At 49.4% G+C, this 24,044-nt stretch carries 20 protein-coding genes; 14 read left to right on the top strand and 6 right to left on the bottom strand.

The window, feature by feature from the left end:
- The first annotated feature begins 100 nt into the window (after positions 1-100).
- Complete coding sequence (gene apbC / locus NR302_RS12575; protein ID WP_179450103.1) at positions 101-1,213, top strand: iron-sulfur cluster carrier protein ApbC; 1,113 nt, start codon at positions 101-103, stop codon at positions 1,211-1,213.
- Here the strand turns inward: apbC and NR302_RS12570 are convergent.
- Positions 1,210-1,662, bottom strand: a complete 453-nt coding sequence (locus tag NR302_RS12570) for a GNAT family N-acetyltransferase (RefSeq protein WP_258143633.1) — start codon at positions 1,660-1,662, stop codon at positions 1,210-1,212. The two genes, apbC and NR302_RS12570, sit on opposite strands and share 4 nt — an antisense overlap.
- Positions 1,663-1,988: 326 nt before the next feature.
- Between NR302_RS12570 and ahpC the strand changes: the two genes are divergently transcribed.
- From ahpC to NR302_RS12550, 4 genes are all read left to right on the top strand, one after another.
- Positions 1,989-2,552 (top strand): alkyl hydroperoxide reductase subunit C, encoded by a 564-nt coding sequence (gene ahpC, locus NR302_RS12565; protein ID WP_258143632.1) that lies wholly within the window; start codon positions 1,989-1,991, stop codon positions 2,550-2,552.
- A gap of 67 nt (positions 2,553-2,619) precedes the next feature.
- Complete coding sequence (gene ahpF / locus NR302_RS12560; RefSeq protein ID WP_008104932.1) at positions 2,620-4,188, top strand: alkyl hydroperoxide reductase subunit F; 1,569 nt, start codon at positions 2,620-2,622, stop codon at positions 4,186-4,188.
- A gap of 152 nt (positions 4,189-4,340) precedes the next feature.
- Positions 4,341-6,677: an ATP-binding protein gene (locus NR302_RS12555; protein WP_258143631.1), complete on the top strand. Its 2,337-nt coding sequence runs from the start codon at positions 4,341-4,343 to the stop codon at positions 6,675-6,677.
- Between the two features lie 108 nt (positions 6,678-6,785).
- Positions 6,786-9,089: an ATP-binding protein gene (locus NR302_RS12550; protein ID WP_258143630.1), complete on the top strand. Its 2,304-nt coding sequence runs from the start codon at positions 6,786-6,788 to the stop codon at positions 9,087-9,089.
- Here NR302_RS12550 and NR302_RS12545 read toward each other — a convergent pair.
- Positions 9,055-9,759 carry a response regulator transcription factor gene (locus tag NR302_RS12545; RefSeq protein WP_258143629.1) on the bottom strand — a complete coding sequence of 235 codons (705 nt, stop codon included), beginning with the start codon at positions 9,757-9,759 and terminating at the stop codon, positions 9,055-9,057. The two genes, NR302_RS12550 and NR302_RS12545, sit on opposite strands and share 35 nt — an antisense overlap.
- A gap of 541 nt (positions 9,760-10,300) precedes the next feature.
- Here NR302_RS12545 and NR302_RS12540 point away from each other — a divergent pair.
- The 9 genes from NR302_RS12540 to NR302_RS12500 all read left to right on the top strand — a co-directional run bounded on the left by NR302_RS12540 (position 10,301) and on the right by NR302_RS12500 (position 19,452).
- Positions 10,301-10,675 (top strand): hypothetical protein, encoded by a 375-nt coding sequence (locus NR302_RS12540; RefSeq protein ID WP_258143628.1) that lies wholly within the window; start codon positions 10,301-10,303, stop codon positions 10,673-10,675.
- On the top strand, positions 10,675-11,490 hold the full coding sequence (locus NR302_RS12535) for a tetratricopeptide repeat protein (protein ID WP_258143627.1): 816 nt from the start codon (positions 10,675-10,677) through the stop codon (positions 11,488-11,490). Before NR302_RS12540 ends, NR302_RS12535 begins: the two co-directional genes overlap by 1 nt.
- Positions 11,487-12,872 (top strand): FKBP-type peptidyl-prolyl cis-trans isomerase, encoded by a 1,386-nt coding sequence (locus tag NR302_RS12530; RefSeq protein ID WP_258143626.1) that lies wholly within the window; start codon positions 11,487-11,489, stop codon positions 12,870-12,872. The genes NR302_RS12535 and NR302_RS12530 overlap by 4 nt, the downstream gene beginning before the upstream one ends.
- A 279-nt stretch (positions 12,873-13,151) precedes the next feature.
- Positions 13,152-13,682 carry a fimbrial protein gene (locus tag NR302_RS12525; RefSeq protein WP_258143625.1) on the top strand — a complete coding sequence of 177 codons (531 nt, stop codon included), beginning with the start codon at positions 13,152-13,154 and terminating at the stop codon, positions 13,680-13,682.
- A 21-nt stretch (positions 13,683-13,703) separates the two neighbouring features.
- Positions 13,704-14,222 carry a fimbrial protein gene (locus NR302_RS12520; protein WP_258143624.1) on the top strand — a complete coding sequence of 173 codons (519 nt, stop codon included), beginning with the start codon at positions 13,704-13,706 and terminating at the stop codon, positions 14,220-14,222.
- 58 nt (positions 14,223-14,280) lie between these two features.
- The gene (locus NR302_RS12515; protein WP_258143623.1) at positions 14,281-15,000 is read left to right on the top strand and encodes a molecular chaperone; all 720 of its coding nucleotides are present in this window, start codon (positions 14,281-14,283) and stop codon (positions 14,998-15,000) included.
- A 169-nt stretch (positions 15,001-15,169) separates the two neighbouring features.
- Positions 15,170-17,680, top strand: a complete 2,511-nt coding sequence (locus NR302_RS12510) for a fimbria/pilus outer membrane usher protein (RefSeq protein ID WP_258143622.1) — start codon at positions 15,170-15,172, stop codon at positions 17,678-17,680.
- Positions 17,681-17,692: 12 nt separating this feature from the next.
- Entirely contained in the window at positions 17,693-18,781 is a 1,089-nt protein-coding gene (locus NR302_RS12505) for a fimbrial protein (RefSeq protein ID WP_258143621.1), read from the top strand.
- A 41-nt stretch (positions 18,782-18,822) separates the two neighbouring features.
- Positions 18,823-19,452 (top strand): response regulator transcription factor, encoded by a 630-nt coding sequence (locus NR302_RS12500; RefSeq protein ID WP_258143620.1) that lies wholly within the window; start codon positions 18,823-18,825, stop codon positions 19,450-19,452.
- Between the two features lie 96 nt (positions 19,453-19,548).
- Here NR302_RS12500 and NR302_RS12495 read toward each other — a convergent pair whose 3' ends face one another.
- The 4 genes from NR302_RS12495 to NR302_RS12480 form a co-directional block, all read right to left on the bottom strand.
- A complete protein-coding gene (locus NR302_RS12495; protein ID WP_258143619.1) occupies positions 19,549-19,746 on the bottom strand; it encodes a hypothetical protein in 198 nt (65 codons plus the stop codon).
- Positions 19,747-19,934: 188 nt separating this feature from the next.
- Positions 19,935-21,800, bottom strand: coding sequence for a GNAT family N-acetyltransferase (locus NR302_RS12490; protein WP_258143618.1), 1,866 nt, complete (start codon positions 21,798-21,800; stop codon positions 19,935-19,937).
- On the bottom strand, positions 21,797-22,831 hold the full coding sequence (gene galE / locus NR302_RS12485) for a UDP-glucose 4-epimerase GalE (protein ID WP_258143617.1): 1,035 nt from the start codon (positions 22,829-22,831) through the stop codon (positions 21,797-21,799). Before galE ends, NR302_RS12490 begins: the two co-directional genes overlap by 4 nt.
- A 56-nt stretch (positions 22,832-22,887) precedes the next feature.
- Positions 22,888-24,012 (bottom strand): sugar efflux transporter, encoded by a 1,125-nt coding sequence (locus NR302_RS12480; protein WP_258143616.1) that lies wholly within the window; start codon positions 24,010-24,012, stop codon positions 22,888-22,890.
- Positions 24,013-24,044 lie beyond the last annotated feature (32 nt).

Raw genomic sequence — 24,044 nt, 5'->3', positions numbered from 1 at the left:
CGTAAACACAGCTGCACTTCCCCGTCACTTTTAGCGCCTATCTGATACTATTGAACAGACACCGCCGCAATCTGGCGTGAAGAATAAACAAGGAGAGGGGATGACTTCACAATCCCAGCAACATCATTCACCTGAAGCGCTGCGAGCATTGGTTATCGGCGTGCTAAGTGACTTTGAACATCCGACGCTGCAACACAACCTGACCACGCTGAAAGCGCTGCGCCACGTCGCGCTGCTGGATGACAAGCTGCATATCGAACTGGTGATGCCGTTCGCGTGGGCCAGCGCCTTTGAAGAGCTGAAAGCGCAAACCAGCGCCGAGCTGCTGCGCCTGACCGATGCCAGCGCCATTGACTGGCGACTTCGTCATGACATCGCCACGCTGAAGCGGGTGAAAAATCATCCGGGCGCGACCGGTGTGAAGAACATCATCGCCGTCAGTTCAGGCAAAGGTGGCGTGGGTAAATCCAGCACCGCCGTGAATATGGCGCTGGCGCTGATTGCCGAAGGCGCGCGCGTGGGGATTCTCGATGCGGATATTTATGGTCCGTCGATTCCTAACATGCTCGGCACCGAAAACCAGCGTCCAACCTCGCCGGATGGCACGCATATGGCGCCGATCATGGCGCATGGCCTGGCAACCAATTCAATTGGTTATCTGGTCACTGACGACAATGCGATGGTGTGGCGCGGGCCGATGGCCAGCAAAGCCCTGATGCAACTGCTCAACGAAACCATGTGGCCGGATCTGGATTATCTGATCCTCGATATGCCGCCAGGCACCGGCGATATTCAGCTGACGCTGGCGCAAAACGTGCCGGTGACCGGCGCGTTAGTGGTCACCACGCCCCAAGACATTGCCTTGATTGATGCACGTAAAGGCATGGTGATGTTCGAGAAAGTCAGCGTGCCGGTTCTGGGCGTGGTCGAGAACATGAGCATGCACATCTGCAGCCAATGCGGACATCACGAGCCGATTTTCGGCACCGGCGGTGCGCAAAAGCTGGTGGAGGATTACAACACGCGTTTGCTGGCACAACTGCCGCTGCACATTACGTTGCGTGAAGATCTGGATGATGGCGAACCTACCGTGGTGCGCCGTCCGGAGAGTGATTTCACCGCGCTCTATCGCCAGCTGGCAGGGCGTGTAGCGGCACAACTCTATTGGCAGGGAGAAATTATCCCTGGCGATATCGCCTTCCGCGCCGTTTAACGTCGTCCATTTCCGCTGGCGCGTCTTGCCAGCGGAAAATGCATCAGCACATATTTTCCCTGCTCGCTCTCGCCAATCGCTTCACGCCGCCAGCCGTGTTTGAGATAAAAATCCAGCGCCGCCTGATTCTGTTGCAAACATTTCAATGCGCCAGTCGAGCTAAATCGCGACTGCACTTTTTCTAACAGCGCGCTGCCCACGCCTTGTCCCTGTGCGTTTGGATCGACGTACAGACTATGCAGGAAGTTGTCATTATCCAGCACCGCCGCAAACCCCACGCGATGTCCATCCAGTTCGGCGACCAGCACGGTTTCGCCCAAAATCACTGCATCGAAATCTTCTAACTGCCAATCTTCGCCATCCAGCCACGTCCAGTTGTGGCGTCGCGCGGCAAGATACAGCGTGCGCAGAAAAGGCCGATCGGCTTCGTCAAAAAAACGGATTTGCACGCAAAAGCTCCATTTGGGGGTGATCTGTGACGTTGCCAGGTGCGCATAAATGCGCACCCTACGAAACCCATACCCGCTAAATCGTAGGGTCGCCATTCATGGCGACCGCCTAATGTCTATTACCCAACGTAAAAGTAGCAGTTTCATCGCAAAAAGATAAAGCCTGTCAGAACCGCGCCATTTTTGTGTAGAATGCCCGCGCGAGCCGCATGAAAGCTGGCGTCGGCGCTTTGATAGCTTTTGGTTATCTAATTGATAACGTCTGCATATTAGAAGTTGGCCCGAAAATTCTGTAGCCTGCATCACATCTTTTAACGGAGGTCACCATGTCCATCATTAATACCAAGATCAAACCATTTAAAAACGCAGCGTTCAAAAACGGCGAATTCATCGAAGTCACCGAGAAAGACGTTGAAGGTAAATGGAGTGTTTTCTTCTTCTACCCGGCTGACTTCACCTTCGTATGCCCAACCGAACTGGGTGACGTTGCAGACCATCACGAAGAGTTCCAGAAACTGGGTGTAGATATCTACTCTGTTTCTACTGACACGCACTTTACCCACAAAGCCTGGCACGGTTCTTCAGACACCATCGCGAAAATCAAATACACGATGATCGGTGACCCAACTGGCGCGCTGACCCGTAACTTCGAAATCATGCGCGAAGACGAAGGTCTGGCAGATCGCGGTACCTTCATCGTTGACCCGGAAGGCATCATCCAGGCGATCGAAATCACTGCAGAAGGCATTGGCCGTGACGCATCTGACCTGATCCGTAAAGTGAAAGCAGCACAGTACGTTGCTTCTCACCCAGGCGAAGTTTGCCCGGCAAAATGGAAAGAAGGCGAAGCAACTCTGGCTCCATCACTGGACCTGGTTGGCAAAATCTAAGCTAGCTGCCATTCGATCTTTCTCTATCGGGTGCTACGGCACCCGATTTTCATGACAGGAACTCACTATGCTCGACACCAATTTAAAAACCCAACTCAAGGCTTACCTTGAGAAATTAACGAAACCGGTTGAGTTGATTGCCACATTGGATGATGGCGCCAAATCCGCAGAGATCCGTTCTCTGTTGGCCGATATCGCGGGCTTGTCAGACAAAGTCAGCTTCCGTGAAGAGAACGATCGTCCGGTTCGTAAACCCTCTTTCCTGATCACTAACCCAGGCAGCCACAGCGGTCCGCGCTTTGCCGGTTCGCCAATGGGCCACGAATTTACGTCACTGGTTTTAGCTTTGTTGCAAACCGGTGGACACCCTTCGAAAGAAGCGCAGAGCCTGCTGGATCAGGTTGTGGCTTTGGAAGGCGACTTCCACTTCGAAACTTATTATTCACTGTCGTGCCACAACTGTCCTGACGTGGTACAGGCGCTGAACCTGATGGCGGTACTGAACCCGCGCATCAGCCATACCGCAATTGACGGCGGTATGTTCCAGAACGAAATCACCGAACGCAACGTGATGGGCGTGCCGGCGGTGTTCCTCAACGGTAAAGAGTTCGGTCAGGGTCGTCTGAGCCTGGCGGAAATCGTCGGTAAAGTGGACACCAACGCAGAGAAGCGTGCGGCAGAAGAGCTGAACAAGCGTGATGCCTACGAAGTGCTGATCGTCGGCAGCGGCCCGGCGGGCGCGGCTGCGGCCATCTACTCTGCACGTAAAGGTATTCGTACTGGCCTGATGGGCGAGCGTTTCGGTGGTCAGGTGCTGGACACCGTAGACATCGAAAACTACATCTCCGTACCGAAAACCGAAGGCGCGAAGCTGGCCGGTTCTCTGCGTGCTCACGTGGATGATTACGACGTCGATGTGATTGACACCCAGAGCGCCATCAAGCTGATTCCGGCGGCGAAAGAGGGCGGTCTGCACGCGATTGAAACCGCATCTGGCGCGGTACTGAAATCCCGCAGCATCATCATTGCTACCGGCGCACGCTGGCGCAATATGGGCGTTCCGGGCGAAGAGCAGTATCGCACCAAGGGCGTAACCTATTGCCCGCACTGCGACGGCCCGCTGTTTAAAGGCAAACGCACCGCAGTGATCGGCGGCGGTAACTCAGGCGTGGAAGCGGCTATTGATTTGGCCGGCATTGTTGAGCACGTAACGCTGCTGGAATTTGCCAGCGAAATGCGCGCCGATAAAGTGCTGCAGGACAAACTGCGCAGCCTGAAAAACGTCGATGTGATTCTGAACGCACAGACCACTGAAGTGAAAGGCGATGGCAGCAAAGTCACCAGCCTGACGTACATCGACCGTAACAACCAGACCAGCCACGAAATCGCGTTGAGCGGCATCTTCGTGCAGATTGGTTTGCTGCCGAACACCACCTTCCTTGAAGGTGCGGTAGAGCGCAACAAGATGGGCGAAATCATCATTGATGCCAAGTGCGAAACCAGCCTGAAAGGCGTATTCGCCGCAGGCGATTGCACCACGGTGCCGTACAAGCAGATCATCATCGCCAGCGGTGAAGGCGCGAAAGCCTCACTCAGCGCCTTTGATTATCTGATTCGCACCAAACCGGCTGAATAAGTTTTGCGATAGCCACGCAATAGCCCTGCAACCTGTGTTGCGGGGCTTTTTTTTATTTTATTTTCCGCTGGATTGATTGGCCGCTACTATTTAGCCGATAAGATTTCACATATGCTGGCTATCTGCATGAGACCAGGAGCTAAGGTGGGTAAATGATTCAGACGTGGATGAAACTGCTCATTCTTATTACCGGCTTGATTCATTTTCATGCGATTGCAGAAACCCCCCTCACCGTTCAAGAGCAAAATTGGATCAAAAATCACCGCCAGGTGAGCTATACGGTTGCCTCGCAATGGCCTCAAGAGTTCATTAAAAACGGCAAACACATCGGCTTGAGCCGCGAAGTGCTAGATGATGTGGCAAAACGTACTGGATTGCAGTTTGTCTATGTTTCGCCGGAGCAAGCGCTGCTCGAACCCCCGATGATGATCAGTTCAATCAACGGCACCCTGTTATCAGAAGAAGAAAGAAACCGTTGGTTACTCACCTTTCCCTGGCTGAACATCATGCCAATTATTGTCAGTAAAGATGATGCAACCCAGGTACGCACTCTGCAGCAACTCAAAGGTAAGCGAGTGGTGGTGGTGGCCAGTGCTGATTATCTTCCGTGGCTTCGCCGGCATCATCCCGAGATCTTGCTTGATGTAGAACCTGACGCGCTCACCGCATTACAGACGGTCGAAGAGGGCAAAAATGTTGCCGCTATAGTCGGTGGTCCAATGATTTTGCCTATTTTGCAAGGACGTTACTCCAATCACCTCGCCATTGTCGCGCAGATTGCAGAGATGGCAAGCGGCATTAATATGGCGGTGGATCCCGCTTATCCTGAGTTACGCAGCATCCTGGATAAAACCATGGAAAACGCCACTGCCAGAGATGCCCAGTCGATGTTTATCCAGTGGGTGACGATGTTTGATATTGGTACGCCAAGGCTGTCACTCTTTCTTTGGCATTATCGTTATCCATTGATTGTTATTGGTATTTTATTGCTACTGCTGTTGTTCTCCTTACGCAGTGCATGGCGAGCCAAACGGCGAGCACAGCGCAGTGAGCAGGATAAGAGTGATTTTCTGGCGATGATGAGTCATGAAATTCGCACGCCAATGAACGCCATCATCGCGGCATTGGAGTTATTGCGTTTTGCCGGAAAAAGCACCCAGCGGCAGGAGTATGTTGAGCTGGCCTACTCATCATCGCAAAATTTACTCGAATTGCTTAATGATGTGCTTGAGCATGAAAAGATCGCTCAGCGTCAACTGGCATTACAACCGGTGCCGACCAACATTAGCAGCCTGCTAGAAGCAATCTCAGACAGCCATCGTCCCGCAGTCAGAAAGAAAGAGCTGGCGTTGTTACTGAGCGATTCGCTGACAGAAGAGAATCGCTGGATGATGATTGATGCAAACCGTTTGCGTCAAATCATCAATAATCTGTTATCCAACGCGATCAAGTTTACCCACCACGGGGCGATCGAGTTACATGTAGAGCGCCAGGCTGATGATTTACAAATTACCGTGGCGGATAGTGGTGTTGGCATCCGCCCAGAGCTGCAGCACCGCTTATTCAATGCGTGGGAGCAGGGCAAGCATCAGGCGGGTGGCAGTGGTTTAGGACTTTTTATTTGTCGTTCGCTGGTGACGTTGATGCATGGCGAAATTCATCTGCAAAGCCAGCCAGACAAGGGAACGACTATTACGGTAACGCTACCCGCGAAAACATGTTCGCCAAATGTTGGAGTCGAAGGTGCGTTGTCTCAGTCCTTACCTGCCGTGGCATCGCATTTTTCACTGCTAGTCGTTGAAGATCATCCGGCGAATCGTCAATTGCTGGCCGAGCAGCTGGACATCCTGGGCTGCCAGTATGAATTAGCTGAAGATGGCGAAACGGCATTGCAACGCATTCAGGACGAAAATTATTACGATTTGATTTTGCTCGACTGTGGATTACCCGGCATGGACGGTTACGAGGTCGCTATGCACATTCGTGAGGAAGAGAACCGGCAGCAGCGTGATGCCATCCCTATCATTGCCATTTCTGCCCAGCATTCACCGCAGCATCGTGAGCGCTGCCTGCAAAGCAGTATGAACGACGTGCTAACCAAACCGATTCGTCTGAGCGATCTAGCGGAGATTATTGAGCGTTGGGGAGGACTAGAGAAGATTGCGCCCGCGTCATCCTCTACACCTGCATTAACTTCGGATGTCTGGCTTGCTTTGCAAGAGGATATTGCGGCCTTTGACGTCGCAATAACGCATCAAATGCGGCGCGAGATGTTACACCATATCCATCGTATTAATGGCGTCGCATTAATGTACGAGTTGCTGGAGCTGGCTGCTTTTGCTGGCGAGCTTGAAAGTAATTTGCGTGCCGAACTTCCCCCTGAACAGTGGCAGCAGCAGTTTTGGATTCAACAACTTAACCAGTTATCCCAGCCACGTAAAGGAACCGCTGCGCTTGCTGGCGATGTCGATTTGAGAGTGCTCCCGTAGCCAGATGCCGTCGATTTTATGTTCAATTAAACGCTATTGTTGCGCTGTACCTGATACTTACAGCAGAGCGGCACCCTGAATTGAACGTAGTCGTGATAAAGGCATTACATGCATACCCTGCTTCTCATAACCCTGATGCTCTTTGCTTTTTGCGTTCAGGCTACCCCACAGTTCAGTGAACAGGAACGCGACTGGATAGCAAAGAATCCGGTGGTTAATTACCATTTCTCGCCCAGCTGGCCACTCGACTTTATTGATCATGATAAGCATATTGGGCTGAGTCGCAGTTATCTCGACCAACTGGAAAAAGAGTCCGGCTTGCGATTTGTTATGACACAGGCGCCAGGTCAGGCTGAGATGAACGTCGCGCTGGCATCGGCATTAATACCTGTAGCAGAGGGTTTCGAATGGCGGTTATCGCCACGTTGGTTAACCTCAAATACTTTAGTTATTACTACCCATGAAGCCAGCCACGTGGGTTCACTGGAGCAGCTTTACGGTAAACGTGTCGCTGTGCGTGCGAATACCTGGCACGAAAGCTGGCTGCGTGAATATCATCCCGACATTATTGTCATGCCGCAGGTTGATGTCCGTGCCGTATTTAACCAAATACTGGCAGGTGAAGTGGAAGCCGGATTAGGTTCTGATTTGGTTATGCGCCCACTGCTGCATCGCAATTACTCACATAAACTGGTGGTGGCAACGCAAATTCCAGAAATGATTGCGGGCATGTATCTCGGGGTGAAGTCAGAACAGATGGTACTGGGTTCTATTCTTACCAAGACGCTGGCCGCTATACCGGCAAGCCAGACGGATAAAATTTTCAAGCGTTGGATTGGCGATCTCCAGCTAGGCTACCCCAGTGCAAAAGTGGTCATCGCACTCTATCCCATCGAGTTAAGCTTGATTCTGACTTTACTGTTGGGATTGATCTGGGCACTACGCCGTGCCTTGATGCATCGACGACGCGCAGAAAACAGTGAAGCTCGGAAGAGCCAGTTCTTAGCGATGATGAGTCATGAAATCCGTACTCCAATGAGTGCGATGATTGCTGCTCTTGAACTTTTGCGGCTACCTTGTGCACCGCAACAGCGCAAAGAGTACCTTGAGCTGGCCAATAACTCGTCGAAAAATCTCCTGGGACTGCTTAATGATATTCTTGACCACAGCAAGCTTTCTCATCAGCAAATGAAGCTGGATAAAAACTGTTTCTCTCTTTCAGAAATGATTGCCACGCTGGTGGATATTCATCGCCCAGTGGCGAAGGCCAAAGGGGTTTCTCTGTTGGTCTCAGCGTGTGAATCTGCGCAAACAGCGTGGATCGTTACTGATGAGTATCGACTGCGTCAGGTGATCAATAACTTGCTCTCTAATGCCATCAAATTTACTGAACATGGCAGCGTTAAACTGAAATTGAGCATGCAGCCGCAAGATTGTTGTGATGATCAATTACGTATTGATGTGATTGATACCGGCATCGGTATCCCACTTGCCGCGCAAAGCACGTTGTTTGAAGCCTGGACGCAAGGAGAGCATAGTGAGACGCGGCGCTATGATGGAAGCGGATTGGGGCTCTATATCAGTCACCAATTGGTGAAACTAGCAAACGGTCATCTCTCTTGCTGCAGCCAACCCGGGCAAGGCGCGACCTTTACTGTCATTATGCCGATTTCCCGTTGCGAGCCGCCTCGCTACACAGTTTCTACCGAACATGAATTACCGCGTTTTATTGAAGGGACCAGCGTATTGGTGGTGGAAGATCATCCCGCTAACCAAAAAATGCTGGCAGCACAACTCAATGTGTTAGGTTGCCATAGCGAAATTGCTGGCGACGGTGCGACGGCGCTTTCTTTGTTACAGCAGGAAAATTATTACGATGTTATCTTGCTTGACTGCCATCTACCCGATATCGACGGTTACACCGTTGCTGCCAGAATCCGCCAGTTGGAGCGTATACAGGGGAGTGCGGAAACGCCAATTGTGGCCATTTCAGCGATGAGCGGTGCGGAGCATCAGCATTTATGTCTGGATCACGGAATGAATGCGTTACTCACTAAACCCCTCTCACTTGCTGCTTTGGCGGAATTGCTCGCACGTTGGTGCCCGGTTCAATTGTTGCAAGCAGCCGAGTCACGGGAAGCTGCAGGAATGAGTGATGAAGCGCTACACGCTGCATTTTTGGATGATATTGCACAATTTTCGGCTGCTTGCCACCAGCACGATCGCCAGGTGATGATCCATTACATTCATCGCTTACACGGCGCAGCCTTAATGTATCAGCGCCAGAGTTTGGCGCATCTGTCTGCTGAGATTGAGCAGGAATTGCGTTCTGGCGCGGTGCAAAGCGTACTGATGCAGGAACAGTGGACAGCAGAACTCAGGAGATGTGCGGCTTTAACAGCTCATCCTTGATAATGAACAGCTCGTGATCGGCTTTTACACCCAATTTACGCATTGCGCTCTGCTTCTGACCACTGATAGTTTTCAGGCTGCGGTTAAATTTTTCAGCAATTTCAGTCACTGTCATCCCGGTAAGAAAGCAGCGAATCACTTCTTGTTCTTTTGCCGTCAATGCCGACAAGGAGGTGGCGTTTTTGACATTATCAGGGCTCAGATCGCCATTAATGAGCATTTCACCGTGAAATTGTTGTTCCGCCAAAAGTTGAGTCATCTCCGGTTCGATGTAGATATGGTCTGCCACCACGGCGAGCACCGCTCGCTGTAGTTCTTCAGATGGCCGGTTTTTACCAATAAATCCGCGTGCTCCGCCACGCAGCGCCAGCGCCACGGTAGCCGGATTATAATGCGCAGACAGCACCAAAATTGCCGTCTGTGGATAGTGGCGATTTAGTGTTTTAATCAAGTTCAAACCGTCGATATCTGACGGTGCAAGTTCATAATCGATAATTACCACATCAACCGGTGATGCTTTTAGGCTATCCAGCAGTTGTCGACTGTTGCTAAAGGTGCCGGAAATTGTAAAGCGAGGATGCTCGCTTAATACGCCACTCAAACCGCGCAGTACCAAAAAATGGTCGTCTAACAGCGCAATAGAGATGTTTTTCTGGGTGAATGTACTCATCGCCTGTCACTCATGTTCAGCTTTAAGGATTGAAATAGTGTACTGCATTCTAGCGAACAGTAAGGTCGCATGCTGTGGTTTTTTATTAGTCATATCGTGGTAAATCTGTAAGCCCTCTAATGTGAAATAGGCAAAGGAATCAATGTTTGTGTTGCTATGGTAGCGTTGTTATTTAGTTTATTAATTGATGGGCGAATTAAGCCGCAAAGAGAGTAGCTTAACTTTTACTGTAAGTCTGAGACTTTTCCTGTTTTTGAGAGTGCTCTTGTTTATTCGATTTTTTTAGATGTTTATCATATCCACCTTAAAAATAAACAGCGCGGACTTATCGTGCTTTCGCCATGAAATTAATTTGCTTCATTTTCTGGCGTGGTGGTGCAGGGGCTCAATTTATTTGCTGCCCATCACGCTTATTTAAATAATATAAAGAAAGTGTTAGTTGATGAGAATAATAAATTATCAGGATGAAAATACTAAATAAGTAGTCTGTCATCATCGGAAAACTGATATTCCACCCCCACTATACTGGAAATCGAATAATATGTATTTCACGCCACCAATCAGAATGACGCTCATTCTGGTCGGGTTCACTTTACTTACCGGCTGTGCGCCTGCCCACGTTGCTGTGCCTGAAGCCACTGAAATCAACACGGTCGCGGCATCAGGCGGACTTCAGCAATGTCAATCAGAGCTTAAGACGCTGGAGTCCTATCACCATCAGCGTTTTCAGCGACAGAATGCGGCAATGTCCAATCTACTTTCTAGCAGCGCGCAATATCTGTTACTCCGGTCAGATTTGTCGGCAGACATGCTGCCAGTGCTCGATAGCATTTATCAGGCGCAGTTAGCCCGACTTTGTCAGCAAATTCACGTCGATTTATTCCAGGCAATGATTGTCCAGGCTGATGAGGCGTGATGATGAAAAACATCCGTATTAACCTGTTGATTACCGCCTTTGCATTGACCTTGCTGAGTGGGTGTTATTCCCCAATAACAAAACAAACGGCAACTCCGCATCCGCTACTGCTTATCCAATTTGATCGTCAATTGCACGAAACGCAACAGCATGCAGAAGCCGGGCAACTTGAGGCACAGCAGCGTTACGGACGTTGGTTGGTATCTGCAGGGAAAACAACGCAGGCGGAACCGCTACTACGTGCAGCCTCAGATAATGGCCAGCATGAGGCGCAATATCAGTTGGGTATGTTATTGCAACAATCAAACCCGCAAGAGAGCAAACACTGGCTGGTCGCGGCAGCTGAGCGAGGACACATCGCCGCCCAGCAGCAACTGTCACGTGAATCTCGCCAGCAACATGATCTGTTACAGGCTTTCAACTGGGCACTGTTTGCTGCGCAGCAGGGCGATGCCGCCGCGCAAAATGATGTGGGTGCAGCTTACAGTCGTGGTGTGGGAGTGAACAAAAATCCTGCGTTGGCTCTGACGTGGTATCGCAAAGCTGCCGATCAGGATTTTGCTCTGGCCCAGTTTAACCTCGCGGGTGCTTATCAGGCGGGTGAAGGCGTTCCAGTCCAACCGGCGCTGGCCTACGCCTGGTATGAAATAGCCAGTAAAAATCGCCGTGACGAACCCATTGCCCGGATGGCAGAAAAGATGAAATTACGCATGTACGCTGAGGCATCCCGCACCGGCAAAGCAGCACTGGCGCGTCAGCAAGCGCAAAAGTTAAATGAGCAATTCAACAACATGCGCGCGGAGAGTGCTTTATGAAATCTGTTTATTCACGAACTTTGATCGGTTTAAGCGTATTGAGCGCCATGATGTCACCGCTCTCTTTGGCGCATGCGACTTCTCTGACAGGATATGGCTCGGATCACACCATACCAGATACGCTGTTTGACGAGACCGAAACGGCCAAGCCGTGGGTAAAAGCACCTCCAGCAGTGAAGAAATCCCTGCGCCCAGCCACAACCGATAACGTGCGGCAGAGTCAGCAGTTGCAGCAGCTGCAAAAATCGCTGACAGAACACAAACGTCTAAGTAGTGAAGCTGAGGTTGGATATCAAAGCGAGAAGCTGGCACTGGAAAACCAGCTCAAAACTTTGCAGGCGAGTCAGAACCGCTATGCGGAGCAACAGCAGCAACTCGATCAGCTACAACGCCAGTTGACGCTCAGTAATGAAGAACACAGCCGTTCACAGCTTAGTCTGGCTGAGATGCGCACCCAGTTAACGGCCAATCAAATTTTGGTTGATAGTCATGCGCTGCAGAAGCGCTCTTTATCAGAGACATTGCACCACAGTGAACAGAGAATTGCTGGTTTGCTTGAGCAACTCAGTACGCTGAATAAAGAGAAAACACTGTTGCAAAATCAACAGGCGGATACTGATAAACAGCATGAGCTCACTCAGCATCAGGAAAAAATCGCTCAGTTGGAAGCTACGCTAGCGGCGGCGGAGCAAAAGCAATCCACTCTGCAAAGTCAACTTGATCGGTTGCAGCGCACTCAGCAAACACAGAAGCCAGAAAGCCACGATCAGAAACTTGCATATGCCAATGGCGTAGCGTTTGCCGATAATATTGTGCAAAGCCTGCGCGCCCAACAAAATCTGGGACTTGATCCCGATCGTTCGATGGTATTGGCCGGCATTAAAGATGCGTTTGATCGACGTATCGCGCTAAATCAGGAAGAGGTGGCGAAGCTGGTCACCGAGTTGGATAGCAATCTCAATAGCAAGCTGCAGGTTAAACAGCAGCAAGATGCTGACGTTCGCGCACAGCAGCTGAAAGCCGGTCAAACGCTGATTACCGCAACTAAAAAGCGCAAAGGTGTGAAACAGCTCGATGACGCGCTGTATATCGTTACCAAAGCCGGCAAAGGTAAGAAACTGGCGGCGGACAGCACGGTAGATATTTTAATTACCGGGCGTTTAGCAGATGGCACTATTTTCGATAACAGCGGCAAAGAGAATAAAGTGCAACGCGTGAAACTGGATTCACTGTTACCGGCGCTGACTGACGTAATCAGCCAGGTAAATGCTGGTAGTGAACTGGAGGTGATTTTACCGCCGGAGAAAGCGTTTGGTGACAGCGGCGTAGAAAACTTAATTCCGGGCGGCGCAACGTTAATTTTTAATTTGATTATTAAATAAAGGTTTATTGGCAGCGGGGGCTGTCATTATGTTGCGAAGGTGTTAATTAAATTGCCTTCAAAGCCATGCTGGCGTGCATGGCTTTTTTTTGCCTAAATTAAGTGGCAGGAAAATTGAGAGTGCTCTCGTATATTTAAATCATAAGGATTGATAACATTTCAGCATAAACCAATGGCTATTATTCTTCTGGTTTGTTTTTTTTATTTAATAATGTCTTTTGCGTAAATTTTACGTCGGGGAAATTAAACGTTTTTTCTTACTTAACTAAGGGTGAACTTGATGAAAAAGAAATTAGCGCCGATGGCAGCTGCGCTTTTGCTGTCTTTAGGAGTAGGTAGTGTGGTGGCTGCTACTGGGACAATTAGCTTTGCAGGCACACTTACTACGCCTACCTGCACTGTCAGTGGGCTTACAGATTCCATTACATTCAGAACCGCATCATTAGGTGAAGTTGAGCCTCTGCTTAATGGAGCGGCGATCGACAGGAAACCGATTAATATTAAAGTAACTGCATGTCCTGCCGGAGTTAATACTGCTAAATTAAAAGTGAACTTCAATGCGGATTCAAGTGGTGTTCGTATCGAGCCTGATTCCGGGTCTACTATGGATGGCGCTACAATGGTGGTTCGCAGAGGCGTTTCTTATATAAGTAATGATGGTGTAATAGACGCCCCAATTATTTCTGGAGAAGCTGAAATTGATGATCTCACTCTTCAATTAATTCGTGTGAGAAGCGGAGATCATGGTGCTGTTACATTTAAGCCAGGTGTTCGCACTGCCTCAGTTAATCTTTCAATGTCTTACGAATAACATTTAATCTGGAAATAAATTATGAAAATCATTAGTGTATCTATTGTCTCTGGTCTATTTTTGACTGCAGTACTGCCTGCTGCTAAAGCCGCTACTGGAACAATTTCTCTTTCAGCTGCAGTTACTCCAACGACCTGTGTAGTTCCAGCGAATCAGTTAACCCGTACTATTACGCTTCCAGCAATGACATCTGCATCTCTGGCAGGTAAAGCTGATGGCGAAAAAATTGTCAATCAGAATATGGCTTTTACATTCACCGGTTGTGAAACTGGATTAACAGGTGTTGGTGTCAAATTTGACTTCACCAAAGATGGTGATTACTTAACGAATACCGGTGATGCCGAAGGTGTTAAATTGGCAATTACCGATACAAGTGATACTAAGATTGATACCGGTGACACCATTCCTTCTACAGACTATGACGCTGCTGCAGGTACTGGTAGCGTGAATGCCAAAGTATGGGCTTATCGTGTTGGCACTGCTGCGCCGGTAGGAGGATCTATTTCGTCAACCGCAACCGTAACCGTTGTGACAAACTAAAAAATAAAGGAAGCAATTCAGGTTGCTTCCTTTATTTCCCACTCAGGATATTGATTACATGAAATTCGCATCATTAGTAATGACCACATTAATTCCATTTTTAGTTTTGTCTGCAAACAGTGCTTTTGCAGAGAACAGTAAAGGTGGATTCAGTCTCGGCAGCACACGTCTTATTTTTCAGGAGAAAGATAAAGCAGCTACTTTAACCGTCTTAAACACAGCCAAAAACTCCCCCTTTTTAGCGCAATCATGGCTCACTAATTACGAAAGCAGTCAATTACCAGCTAAACCACCGTTTGTGATTACGCCACCGCTATATCGACAGGATGCCGGACAAAATACCCTGCGCATTATGAAAACAGCGGGTGAATTACCAACAGACCGTGAGTCAGCCTATTGGTTTAACGTTAAAGCAGTACCGGCACAAGCTAAAGATGCTGAAGACAGTAATAAACTCTCTTTTGCTTACGTGCTGCGCATTAAAATGTTTTATCGGCCAGATGGCATTTCTGGCGATGCGCAAAGTGCCTATAAACAACTCACTTTTGCAAAGTCAGGTAATAATCTGGTGGTGACAAACCCAACTGCTTACTACGTAACCTTTAATAAAGTCAGCGTTGATGGTCGTGACGTCAATGATGTCTCAATGATGGTGCCACCTAAAGGGCAGCAAAATTATTCACTGCCTGCAGGTACAACTGGTAGTAAAGTAGAATATAGAACGATTAATGATATGGGTGGGCTAACACCTGCAGAGAGTAAATCGTTGGCGAAATAGATACTACTGATAATGTTATTCCCATTGGCTGTAATTAACAGAAAATAATATGAAATTAAATAATGATAATTGCAGCCCGCCTGCAAATGGTCTGACATGCTCTTTTTTTCGTAAGAAAACGCTCAGTACAGTCATTTATCATACGCTGTTAATTAGCGGCTTGTTTAGTGTGGGAATCAAGAACGCTTCTGCCAGTGAATATTTTAACCCAGCACTGCTTTCGATTGGCACCGATAATCCTACAATGGGCGAAATTGCCGATCTATCGCATTTCGAAGCGGGTGGGCAGGCGCCGGGAAGCTATCTGGTCAGAATTTACATCAATAATGCTTACATTGATGAAAAAACGGTTGAGTTTATCAGCAATGAAAATAATCAACTGGTGCCACAATTCACCCGTCAGCAGTATGAGAGTTTTGGTCTGCGCGTTAACGCGGTAAAAGAGTTGGCTGATTTACCGGCCGATAAAGTAATTAATGACATCCGTAATGTTATTCCTTCGGCGCAAATTGATTTCGAATTTGCCACGCTGAAACTCAATATTAGTATGCCGCAAATGCTGATGCAGCGTCGGGCGCAAGGTGAAGTTGATCCTGCCAGCTGGGATCAGGGATTACCCGCCGCGCTGTTAAGCTACAACCTGACTGGTAACCAGACTCGCACCACCGGAAATGGCTACCAAAGTAACAGCGATGCGCTTTATGCGAATTTACGCGGCGGCCTCAATCTGGGGAGCTGGCGCTTACGTAGCTACGCCACCTGGCAGCAGCGCAACGATTCACGGAATAAAACCTCTGATTTCAATGTTATCAGCACCTATTTGCAGCGTGATATTCATGCGATTAAAGGGCAGCTGATCGTTGGTGACAGCACTACGCCCGGCGATGTATTTGATAGCGTGCAATTTCAAGGCGGCCAGCTGTTGTCGGATGACAGCATGTTGCCGGACAGCCTGCGCGGCTTTGCTCCGGTGATCCGTGGCATCTCTGAATCCGGCGCGGAAATTACTATTCGCCAGAATGGCGGAGTAATTTATCAGTCTTATGTGCCGCCGGGACCGTTTGAAATAACCGATCTCTATCCGGCATCGCTCAGCGGCGATCTGGTGGTGACGGTCAAAGAGAACGACGGCAGTGAGCGCTCCTTCACTCAACCGTACTCCTCAATTGCCATAATGCAGCGCGAAGGGCAGTTAAAGTACGCAATGGTCATGGGTAAACTACGCAGCAGCAGCGGCGCGATCAAAGAGGGCACTGCACGTTTCGTTCAGGGTACGTTGATTTATGGTCTGCCGAATAGCATCACGGTATATGGCGGCATTCAGTTAGCGAAACAGTATCTGTCGGGCAGCGCTGGCGTCGGTGTGGGATTAGGGCGCTTTGGTGCGGTATCGGCGGATGTTACGCAGTCGAATGCCACCTTGCCGAACGGCGAGAAGAGCGAGGGTCAATCTTATCGCGTGCGTTACTCGCGCAGCGTGATTGAAACCGGCACCTCAGTGGCGCTGGCCGCCTATCGCTACTCGACAGAAGGCTACTACAACTTACAGGATGCGTTCACCGATACCACCAGCGGAGTTATGAACAGCAACTATCGTCCACGCGGTGAGTTTCAGCTCACGCTTAACCAGTCATTGGGCGACTTTGGTTCGATGTACATCTCCGGTTCACAACGCGATTACTGGAATAAGCCCGGTGAACTGCGCACCTATACGCTGGGTTATAACAGCAATCTATGGGGTGTTAATTACGGCATTAACCTCAGCCAGTCGCAAGATACCGACAGCGGTCGCGAGGATCGCCGGATGGCATTAACCGCCTCGGTGCCGATCAGTAACTGGCTGGCGGGTGGTGACAGATATTCTGCGCTGAGTAGCATGCGACTCAACTACGGCATGGTGCAAAGCAAAGGGCAAGGCACCACGCAACAGGCGGGACTGAGCGGTAGTGCCTTTGAAGGCAATGCGCTGAATTACAACCTGAGCCAGACAATCGGTAAAGACAACGACAGCAGCAACCTTGCCGCTAGCTATCGTGGCAGCAAAGGCATCGTGTCTGCCGGCTATAACCGCAGTAACACTCAACAGCAGATTAACTACGGCGTGAGTGGCGGTATCGTTGCGCATCCTTATGGCGTGACGCTAGCACAGGATCTTGGCGATACAGTGACACTGGTGCGTGCGCCGGGTGCTGCCAACATTGCTGTCAACAGCCAAACCAACCTGAAAACCGACGGACGCGGCTATGCCGTGGTGCCATGGACCACGCCTTATCGTCGTACCAGCGTCTCACTTGATCCAAAGGGCCTCAAACACAACGTTGCATTGAATCAGACCTCCACCTCAGTGACGCCAACCCGCGGGGCCGTGGTGCTTGCTGATTTCCCAACGCAGCGTGGTCATCAGGTGATGATGACATTGCGTCAGGCAAGCGGTGGATATGTGCCATTCGGTGCCACCGCCACGTTGATGGATGAAAAAAACGCAGATCCGATCACTGGCATTGTGGGGGATGAAGGCCAGCTCTACATCTCCGGTATGCCAGATAAAGGCAAGTTGAGCGTGCAGTGGGGCAGAGGCAGTGACAAGCAGTGTCTGGCGCCATTTGACCTTAAATCTGCCAGCGACAGCCAAATTGAGGGCGTTCCGCTGCAGGTGCAAAACCTCTGCCAGCGCAATTAACAGGAACATCGTATGACCAGAAAATTTGCTTCGTGTCCTGTGCTTCTGACCAGCGTGGCCATAATAAACATCGTTTTATGGAGCTCGCCACTGTTAGCACAAACTTTAACGTTACCCGATTTGCCAGCAGGTTGCAGCTACACCGAAAACCGTCAGCAACCGATGAACAGCGTAGTTAAAATTCCTGCAGCAACTCCGCTATACAGTGAGGTCGGCGAAACCTCGCTTTCACTGATAACCGTGGGTGTACAGTGTGAGGGCCCAATTGCCCAGCAAGTCTCTTTCGGCGTAAAGGATAGCGGCACGCTCGCCTGGAAGGGACCGGGGCAGGATATTCTGGCCACCAATGTTCCAGGCATAGGCGTGCGATTAATGACAGAAGCGCAAAGCGCGGGTTCACAGTGCCAGGGCATGGGTACCATACGTGCCGGAAATGCTGCTGGCTGTCGAATCAGCCGGGAAGGTGAAGAGAAACGACAGTTTACGTTTTCACTGAAAGCGCAGCTGATTAAGATCAGCCATAACACGCCTATCGAGTCACACAGATCGCTGCGGCTGGAGAACGGTGGAGCAGTCATGTTGGGCGGGGAGGGCATCAATCAGCAATCCATCGATATCATGAATAGTGGCTTGCTAGCACCAGTAATTGCGACAGAAGCCAGCTGTACGCTGGTAGGTGGCGGTGATCGCCAGGTGATGTTTGGCAATGTTCATCGACCACCAGCCGGAACAAAAGAGATAACACTGGGATCGATGGCGGCAACACGGATCGAAGTAGCCTGCTCACCATTGCGCGATAGTGCAAGCAATAACTATAACGTAGCAATTACTTTCACTGCGGGTGAACTGCATAGTGGTGATACGACGGCACTGGCTACCTCAATCGATGATTTGGCTATTCGCTATTCAACTCAACGTGAAGAATTAAACTGGCTTAAATTCGGTGAAAAAGTCCCCATGAACTATGACGCCGATCATGGTAGTGATAAAAGCCATTTTGTGGAAACTTTCTATTGGTGGTTACGGTATATGCCGGCAGGTAAGCATACAGATAATGGGGCTTTCAATGCAGTTGCTACTTACACCATCAGCATTCAGTAACTTAGCTGTGATAGTGATTTAAATTAAACTGAAGGTTAAATATGACGCACACCCGAATTATTATTTTGGATGATCATCCTCTTTTCTTATTTGGGCTGAAACGAATTATTGAAAGTGAGACAAGCTTTGTTGTATCTGACTGCTGCCTAAATAGTCGTGAGCTTTTCTTTTCACTGAGCCTGGTTTCAGCAGATATGGCAATCATTGATTGCTCCAGACCGGAAAATGACGCTAACCTGGTATCTGTCATTAATCGTTTGAATGCAGAGCATAAGCATATGTCGCTTGTTACTTTAGGGGATTGTCCTTCTCATAAAATATTAAGTAATTCATTGGCGCCAAAGGTTCAGGGTTATTTTTGCAAGACTCAGGAATCAGATCATATTCTGGCTGGATTACAGCATGTTAATCGAGTTGCTTTGCTGAGAAAAGAAAGTGAAAGTGCATCAATGCTCACACTGAGTAATCCTGAATCATTAATGTGTCAGCGTTTGACGGCTAAAGAAATAACGGTGCTTGAGTATCTACATGCGGGTTTAAACGTTTCTCAAATCGCACTAAGGTTAAACCGAAGTGTTAAGACTATTAGCACTCAGAAGCGTGCTGCAATGCGTAAGCTAGGCTTGCAGCAGGAACACGACATTTTTAGATTAGATCTGAATAAACTATAACGCATGACCTACAGTTTCGATTTAGTAAAAACATTTTTATTTAGTCGCTCCACAATAAAAAATACATTATTGTTGTTTTTTTGATGGAGTTTAAGGCTAAGCCAGCCAGCGTAGCGCTTCCGCATCAGTAATATCACGATAATAGATTTTATGCAGTTGCTCTTCACAGCCTTTACATTGCGCCTGAACGTAAGTGGCAAGACAGATGCGGCCAGAAGGTGATATTGCGCCTTTGCGCGTGATAGAGATGTTATGCCAACGATGTGCGTGTGGAATAAAGCTGAATAATTTCATTATCGCTTCCGGAGATGGTGATTTTTTTCAATTCCGGAGCGCAATTAGGCCTTTTTTCTGGTGTGATAAAGTTGATAAGCATCAAGGTGCAACCAACTCTTTAAGACTTTGCTTGTTTATCTCAATTTCCAACGCTTCCGGTGCGAATTGAATAACCGTTCGCACCGGATAATTTGATCTCAGTAAGATTAAAGCGTCAATGCCATAAATACGATTTCGTCATTAAACCGCGCAACCTCCTGTTTCATCCTGTCTATCACGGTAAACCCTTTCTTGCGATAGATCGTATAAGCCGGGTTAGATTGCCAGACACACAACGTGATGCGGCGCAATTTTTGCTGTTTAGCCTGCTCAATCATGCGTGACAGAACTTGATTGAAGCAGCCTTTCCCCTGTTCCTCGGGCAAGAAGGCTACGCTGCAGATGAAGTAGTCATCTGGCTGGCTGTATTGATTAACAAAGTCGTCGTAAGCCTCATCAAGAGCACGTACCTCTTTGCGATAGCCGTATTCAACTTTGATCTGATCATATTCCTTAATCGATGCCGCATTGAGGAATCCAATCATTTTTCCCTGCGGGTTATACATCACCGAGATCTGCTGCAGGAACGGTTGGATATTTTGTCGCAGCTGTAAAGTGGTTAAGTCGGCGGCATAAATATTATCGACTGAGCAGTATTCCAGATAGCTGGTGCTGAAGATTAACTGCGCCATGCGGCGTTGTTCATATTGGTCAGAAATAACGCCCGGTTTAAAGATAAGCGCTGAAGATTTAGGCCGATAAACTGGCTGCCAGAAACCACCGTCTAATATCTTCTTATCGATTGATGCAATCAGGTAATCGCAAAATAACTCGTTCACTTTATCGAGTTGCGGATCCTGACAAAGCACGCCGTAATAGTGGTAATAGGGGATTTCAGCGCGCAGCTGCGGGGCATAGGCAATCTGTAAAATTTCCTGCTCGGCAAATAAAGGCACCAGTTCACCCAATTGCAATGGATCGCTAAGCTGCCAGTCTCGTTGCGAAAGTTGATTCACGGTTTGTTGATAATAATGCTGTTCATCAACACTTAACGGCCGACGTTCACCACTTAAAATATCTTCCTGTAAGCGCATCCCTTTAATGCCGCAAACACGTGGCGTTGGCGCATCAAAGCCGCATACGGCAAAACAGCTAAAGTCCTGATGGCTAAGCTGCGTGACCTGTAATTGTTCGCACCATAATTGATAAAACGGTTCGAAGATGGCGCGTTCACTATCAGGCGTTTTAGCTGCAATCGGCTGAGGCCAGCCACGATAAACCTCACTGAGCCGCCGCTGTAAATCCTGCAATACTGGATTGTTTTGATGGCTGATGATCATGCCGGTTTCATCAGTGAATAAATTTAGCCAGCTAATCTGCTGCTGCTCGCCAGGAAAATCAGGCAGCTCGGGCTGACAAAGAAACAGCGTGGCGGGTTGAGCGGGGATCGTATCGGCATCCAGGTAAACGCCGCCGCATTCGGTGAGAATGGCCAATCGGAAGAAGTCAGAAAGCGTGGCGTAATAGCGTTTGTCGTGCAGCTGCTGTAATACGTCGGCCAGCGCGCAGTCAAAGGCGTTCATCAGTGCGCTCAGGCTGTTCACCTGTACCAGCGCATCAGGCAGAAACAGCGTGCCCAGCTGTAATGCACTATCTGCCTGCTGAGCGACAAAACGGTTATCAGCCGCCAGCTGTTGCGCATCCCACACCCATAGCGTTTGCTGAAAATCACTGTGGCTGGCTTCAATCGCACGCTGCCACTGGGCGAGGGTGCGGTTGACGTTGAGTGGCGTTGATCCGCCGAGCCAGACGCGATGCAACATACACTCGCTTCCCGTCAGCCGACTGGTGGGCACCGCAAACATCGAAGAGAAATCGGCTACTGCGACATCCTGTGGCTGATGCTGTTGCCGCCACTGCTTAAACTGGCTGAACGCTTGCTGCCAGTCTGCTGTAGCAGGCGCGGTGAAGCCTTTTTTCAGCGCGGCGAGCTGGCGTTCATAGAGCTGTAAAAACGTTTCGCGCGTCATCATAAGGTTTCGTTCCCAGCCGGTTGTGCAACATAACCCTGCGGATTCTGCGTATGCCAGCGCCACGCATCGCGCAGCATGGCTTCGAGGCCGCGCGTTGCCTGCCAGCCAAGTTCTTTTTTCGCCTGCCCGGGATCGGATAAGCAGATAGCGACATCGCCAGGACGGCGTGCGCGCATATCGACAGGAACCTGTTTACCGCTCACCTGTTCAAACATCTGCACGATTTCCAGCACCGAGTAGCCTTGTCCGGTGCCCAGATTGTAATGACGATAGCCTGGCTTGAGATGATTCAGCGCCTGAATATGGCCCTCGGCGAGATCCATCACATGAATGTAATCGCGCACGCCGGTGCCATCCGGTGTTGCATAGTCATCTCCAAATACCGGCAGATTGCCTCTTTGTCCATTGGCAACCTGAAACAGATAGGGCAGCAAATTGTTGGGAATACCTTCAGGGTGCTCACCAATCTGGCCGGAGGGATGCGCCCCGGCGGGATTAAAATAACGCAGTGCGGTAATGGCTAAGTCAGGTTGTGCATCAACCACTTCACCCATTATTTTCTCAACCATATATTTGGAAGCGCCATAAGGATTGGTGGTATTACCGGTATCGCAGTTTTCGCACAGTGGAATTTTTTCCGGGATGCCATAAACCGTGGCAGATGAACTAAATATAAGTTTATTAACCTGATGCTGTTTCATGATTTCCAGCAACATCAGCGTTCCCGCAATATTATTCTGATAATATTTCACCGGCTTTTGCAGCGATTCATTCACCGATTTCAAACCCGCCATATGAATCACGGCATCGATCGGCTGCTGATTAAAAACCTGATTTAAATCGGCACGGCGGCGAATATCGCCCTGATGAAAAGTGATTTTCTTTCCGCTCAATGCTTCAACGCGCGTTAAGGCTATTGGCGAGCTATTGCACAAATTATCCAGCACAATCACATGATGATTTTGCTGCAGCAGGCTAAGGGCAATGTGCGAACCAATATAGCCCGCGCCACCCGTAATTAAGACATTCATTTGCGTACACTCCATGTGTTTTGATGCGCGCAGCGATGCGCGACGAATGAGGTTTTTTAAACATTGTCGACCTTTGTTATCAGTAGTAATGACATCACCAACAGCACACAGGCCGCTGGCCAGATGGCTAGCGGTGAGACTGTGGTGAGAATTCCCTGTAATACGCCAGCAATCAGCACGCCGATGGACATCGAATTGGTATACAGCGTTGCCGCCATACCTTGACGATGTTGCAGTAAGTCCTGGAACCAGAACAGCCCAACGGTAGCGATGATGGCGATAAAAATGGCATTGAAAAATTGCAGTATCATCAATGGAATAAACCCATTGCTGAAGAAAATACCGGCATAGAAAATGATGCCGCACAGCATGGCAGCCTGCATTTGTGATTGCTTGCCCCAGCGCTTGAGCATTCTGGCGCTGAGCAGCATGATCGGGATTTCCAGCGCTGCGGCGAGTCCAAACATAACGCCGGTCCATTCAGCGGAAAGCGTGGGCTGCTGCGCCAGATGCAGAGGAAAGCCAATCAGATAGAGTGAGCTGCAGCTCCACACCAGCAAGGTGGCGAGCATCAGCAACGTCAGGTTTTGTCCCAGCGGTTGCTGATCATCTGGCTGTGCAGGCTTAGCGACAACTGTTTGATTGCCCGGCGGCAAGGTAAGCGCCAGAAGCGTAACGCTGAGTAATAAGCCGGACATGATGGAATAAAGCCAGGCGAAGCCGGCCAAATGAATGATCCAGAATGCCAGAGGCGGGCCAAATACCCACGCCAGCGAAAATTGGGCGCGTAAGATAGCGCTGAACGTATTGTCGCTCCGGGTTTGCCGTGCAAGCGCGAACAACTGGGGCACCGCCGCGCTGCCACAGGCGCTAAGTAATGAGCCGAGTGTTATCAGCAACAGATAATGACGGCAGAAGATAAACAGCAGTGAATTAAGCGCGAGCGAGAATAAACAAAACAGTAACAGAGGCCGGCGCTGCTTTATACGATCGGAATAACGAGCAATGAACAGACTAATAGCAATACTGCTGAGCGCATTAACGCTGTAAAAGGCACCGATCTTCCAGGCTGCCACATTAAGTTCATTCGCCAGAAACAAACTGAGTGTCGGAATGAACAGGGCGCCGCTTAAACCGGCGCCCAGCGCAACAACATAAAAAGAGAAAGTTGAGTGTTTCATCGACATCCTTGTCAGTTTCCGCCCCTTGCACT

This window comes from Pantoea sp. SOD02 (assembly GCF_024707505.1).
Lineage (GTDB): Bacteria > Pseudomonadota > Gammaproteobacteria > Enterobacterales > Enterobacteriaceae > Pantoea > Pantoea symbiotica.
The sequence above is the reverse complement of the archived record's forward strand: the minus strand, read 5'-3'. Positions and strand labels throughout refer to the sequence as shown.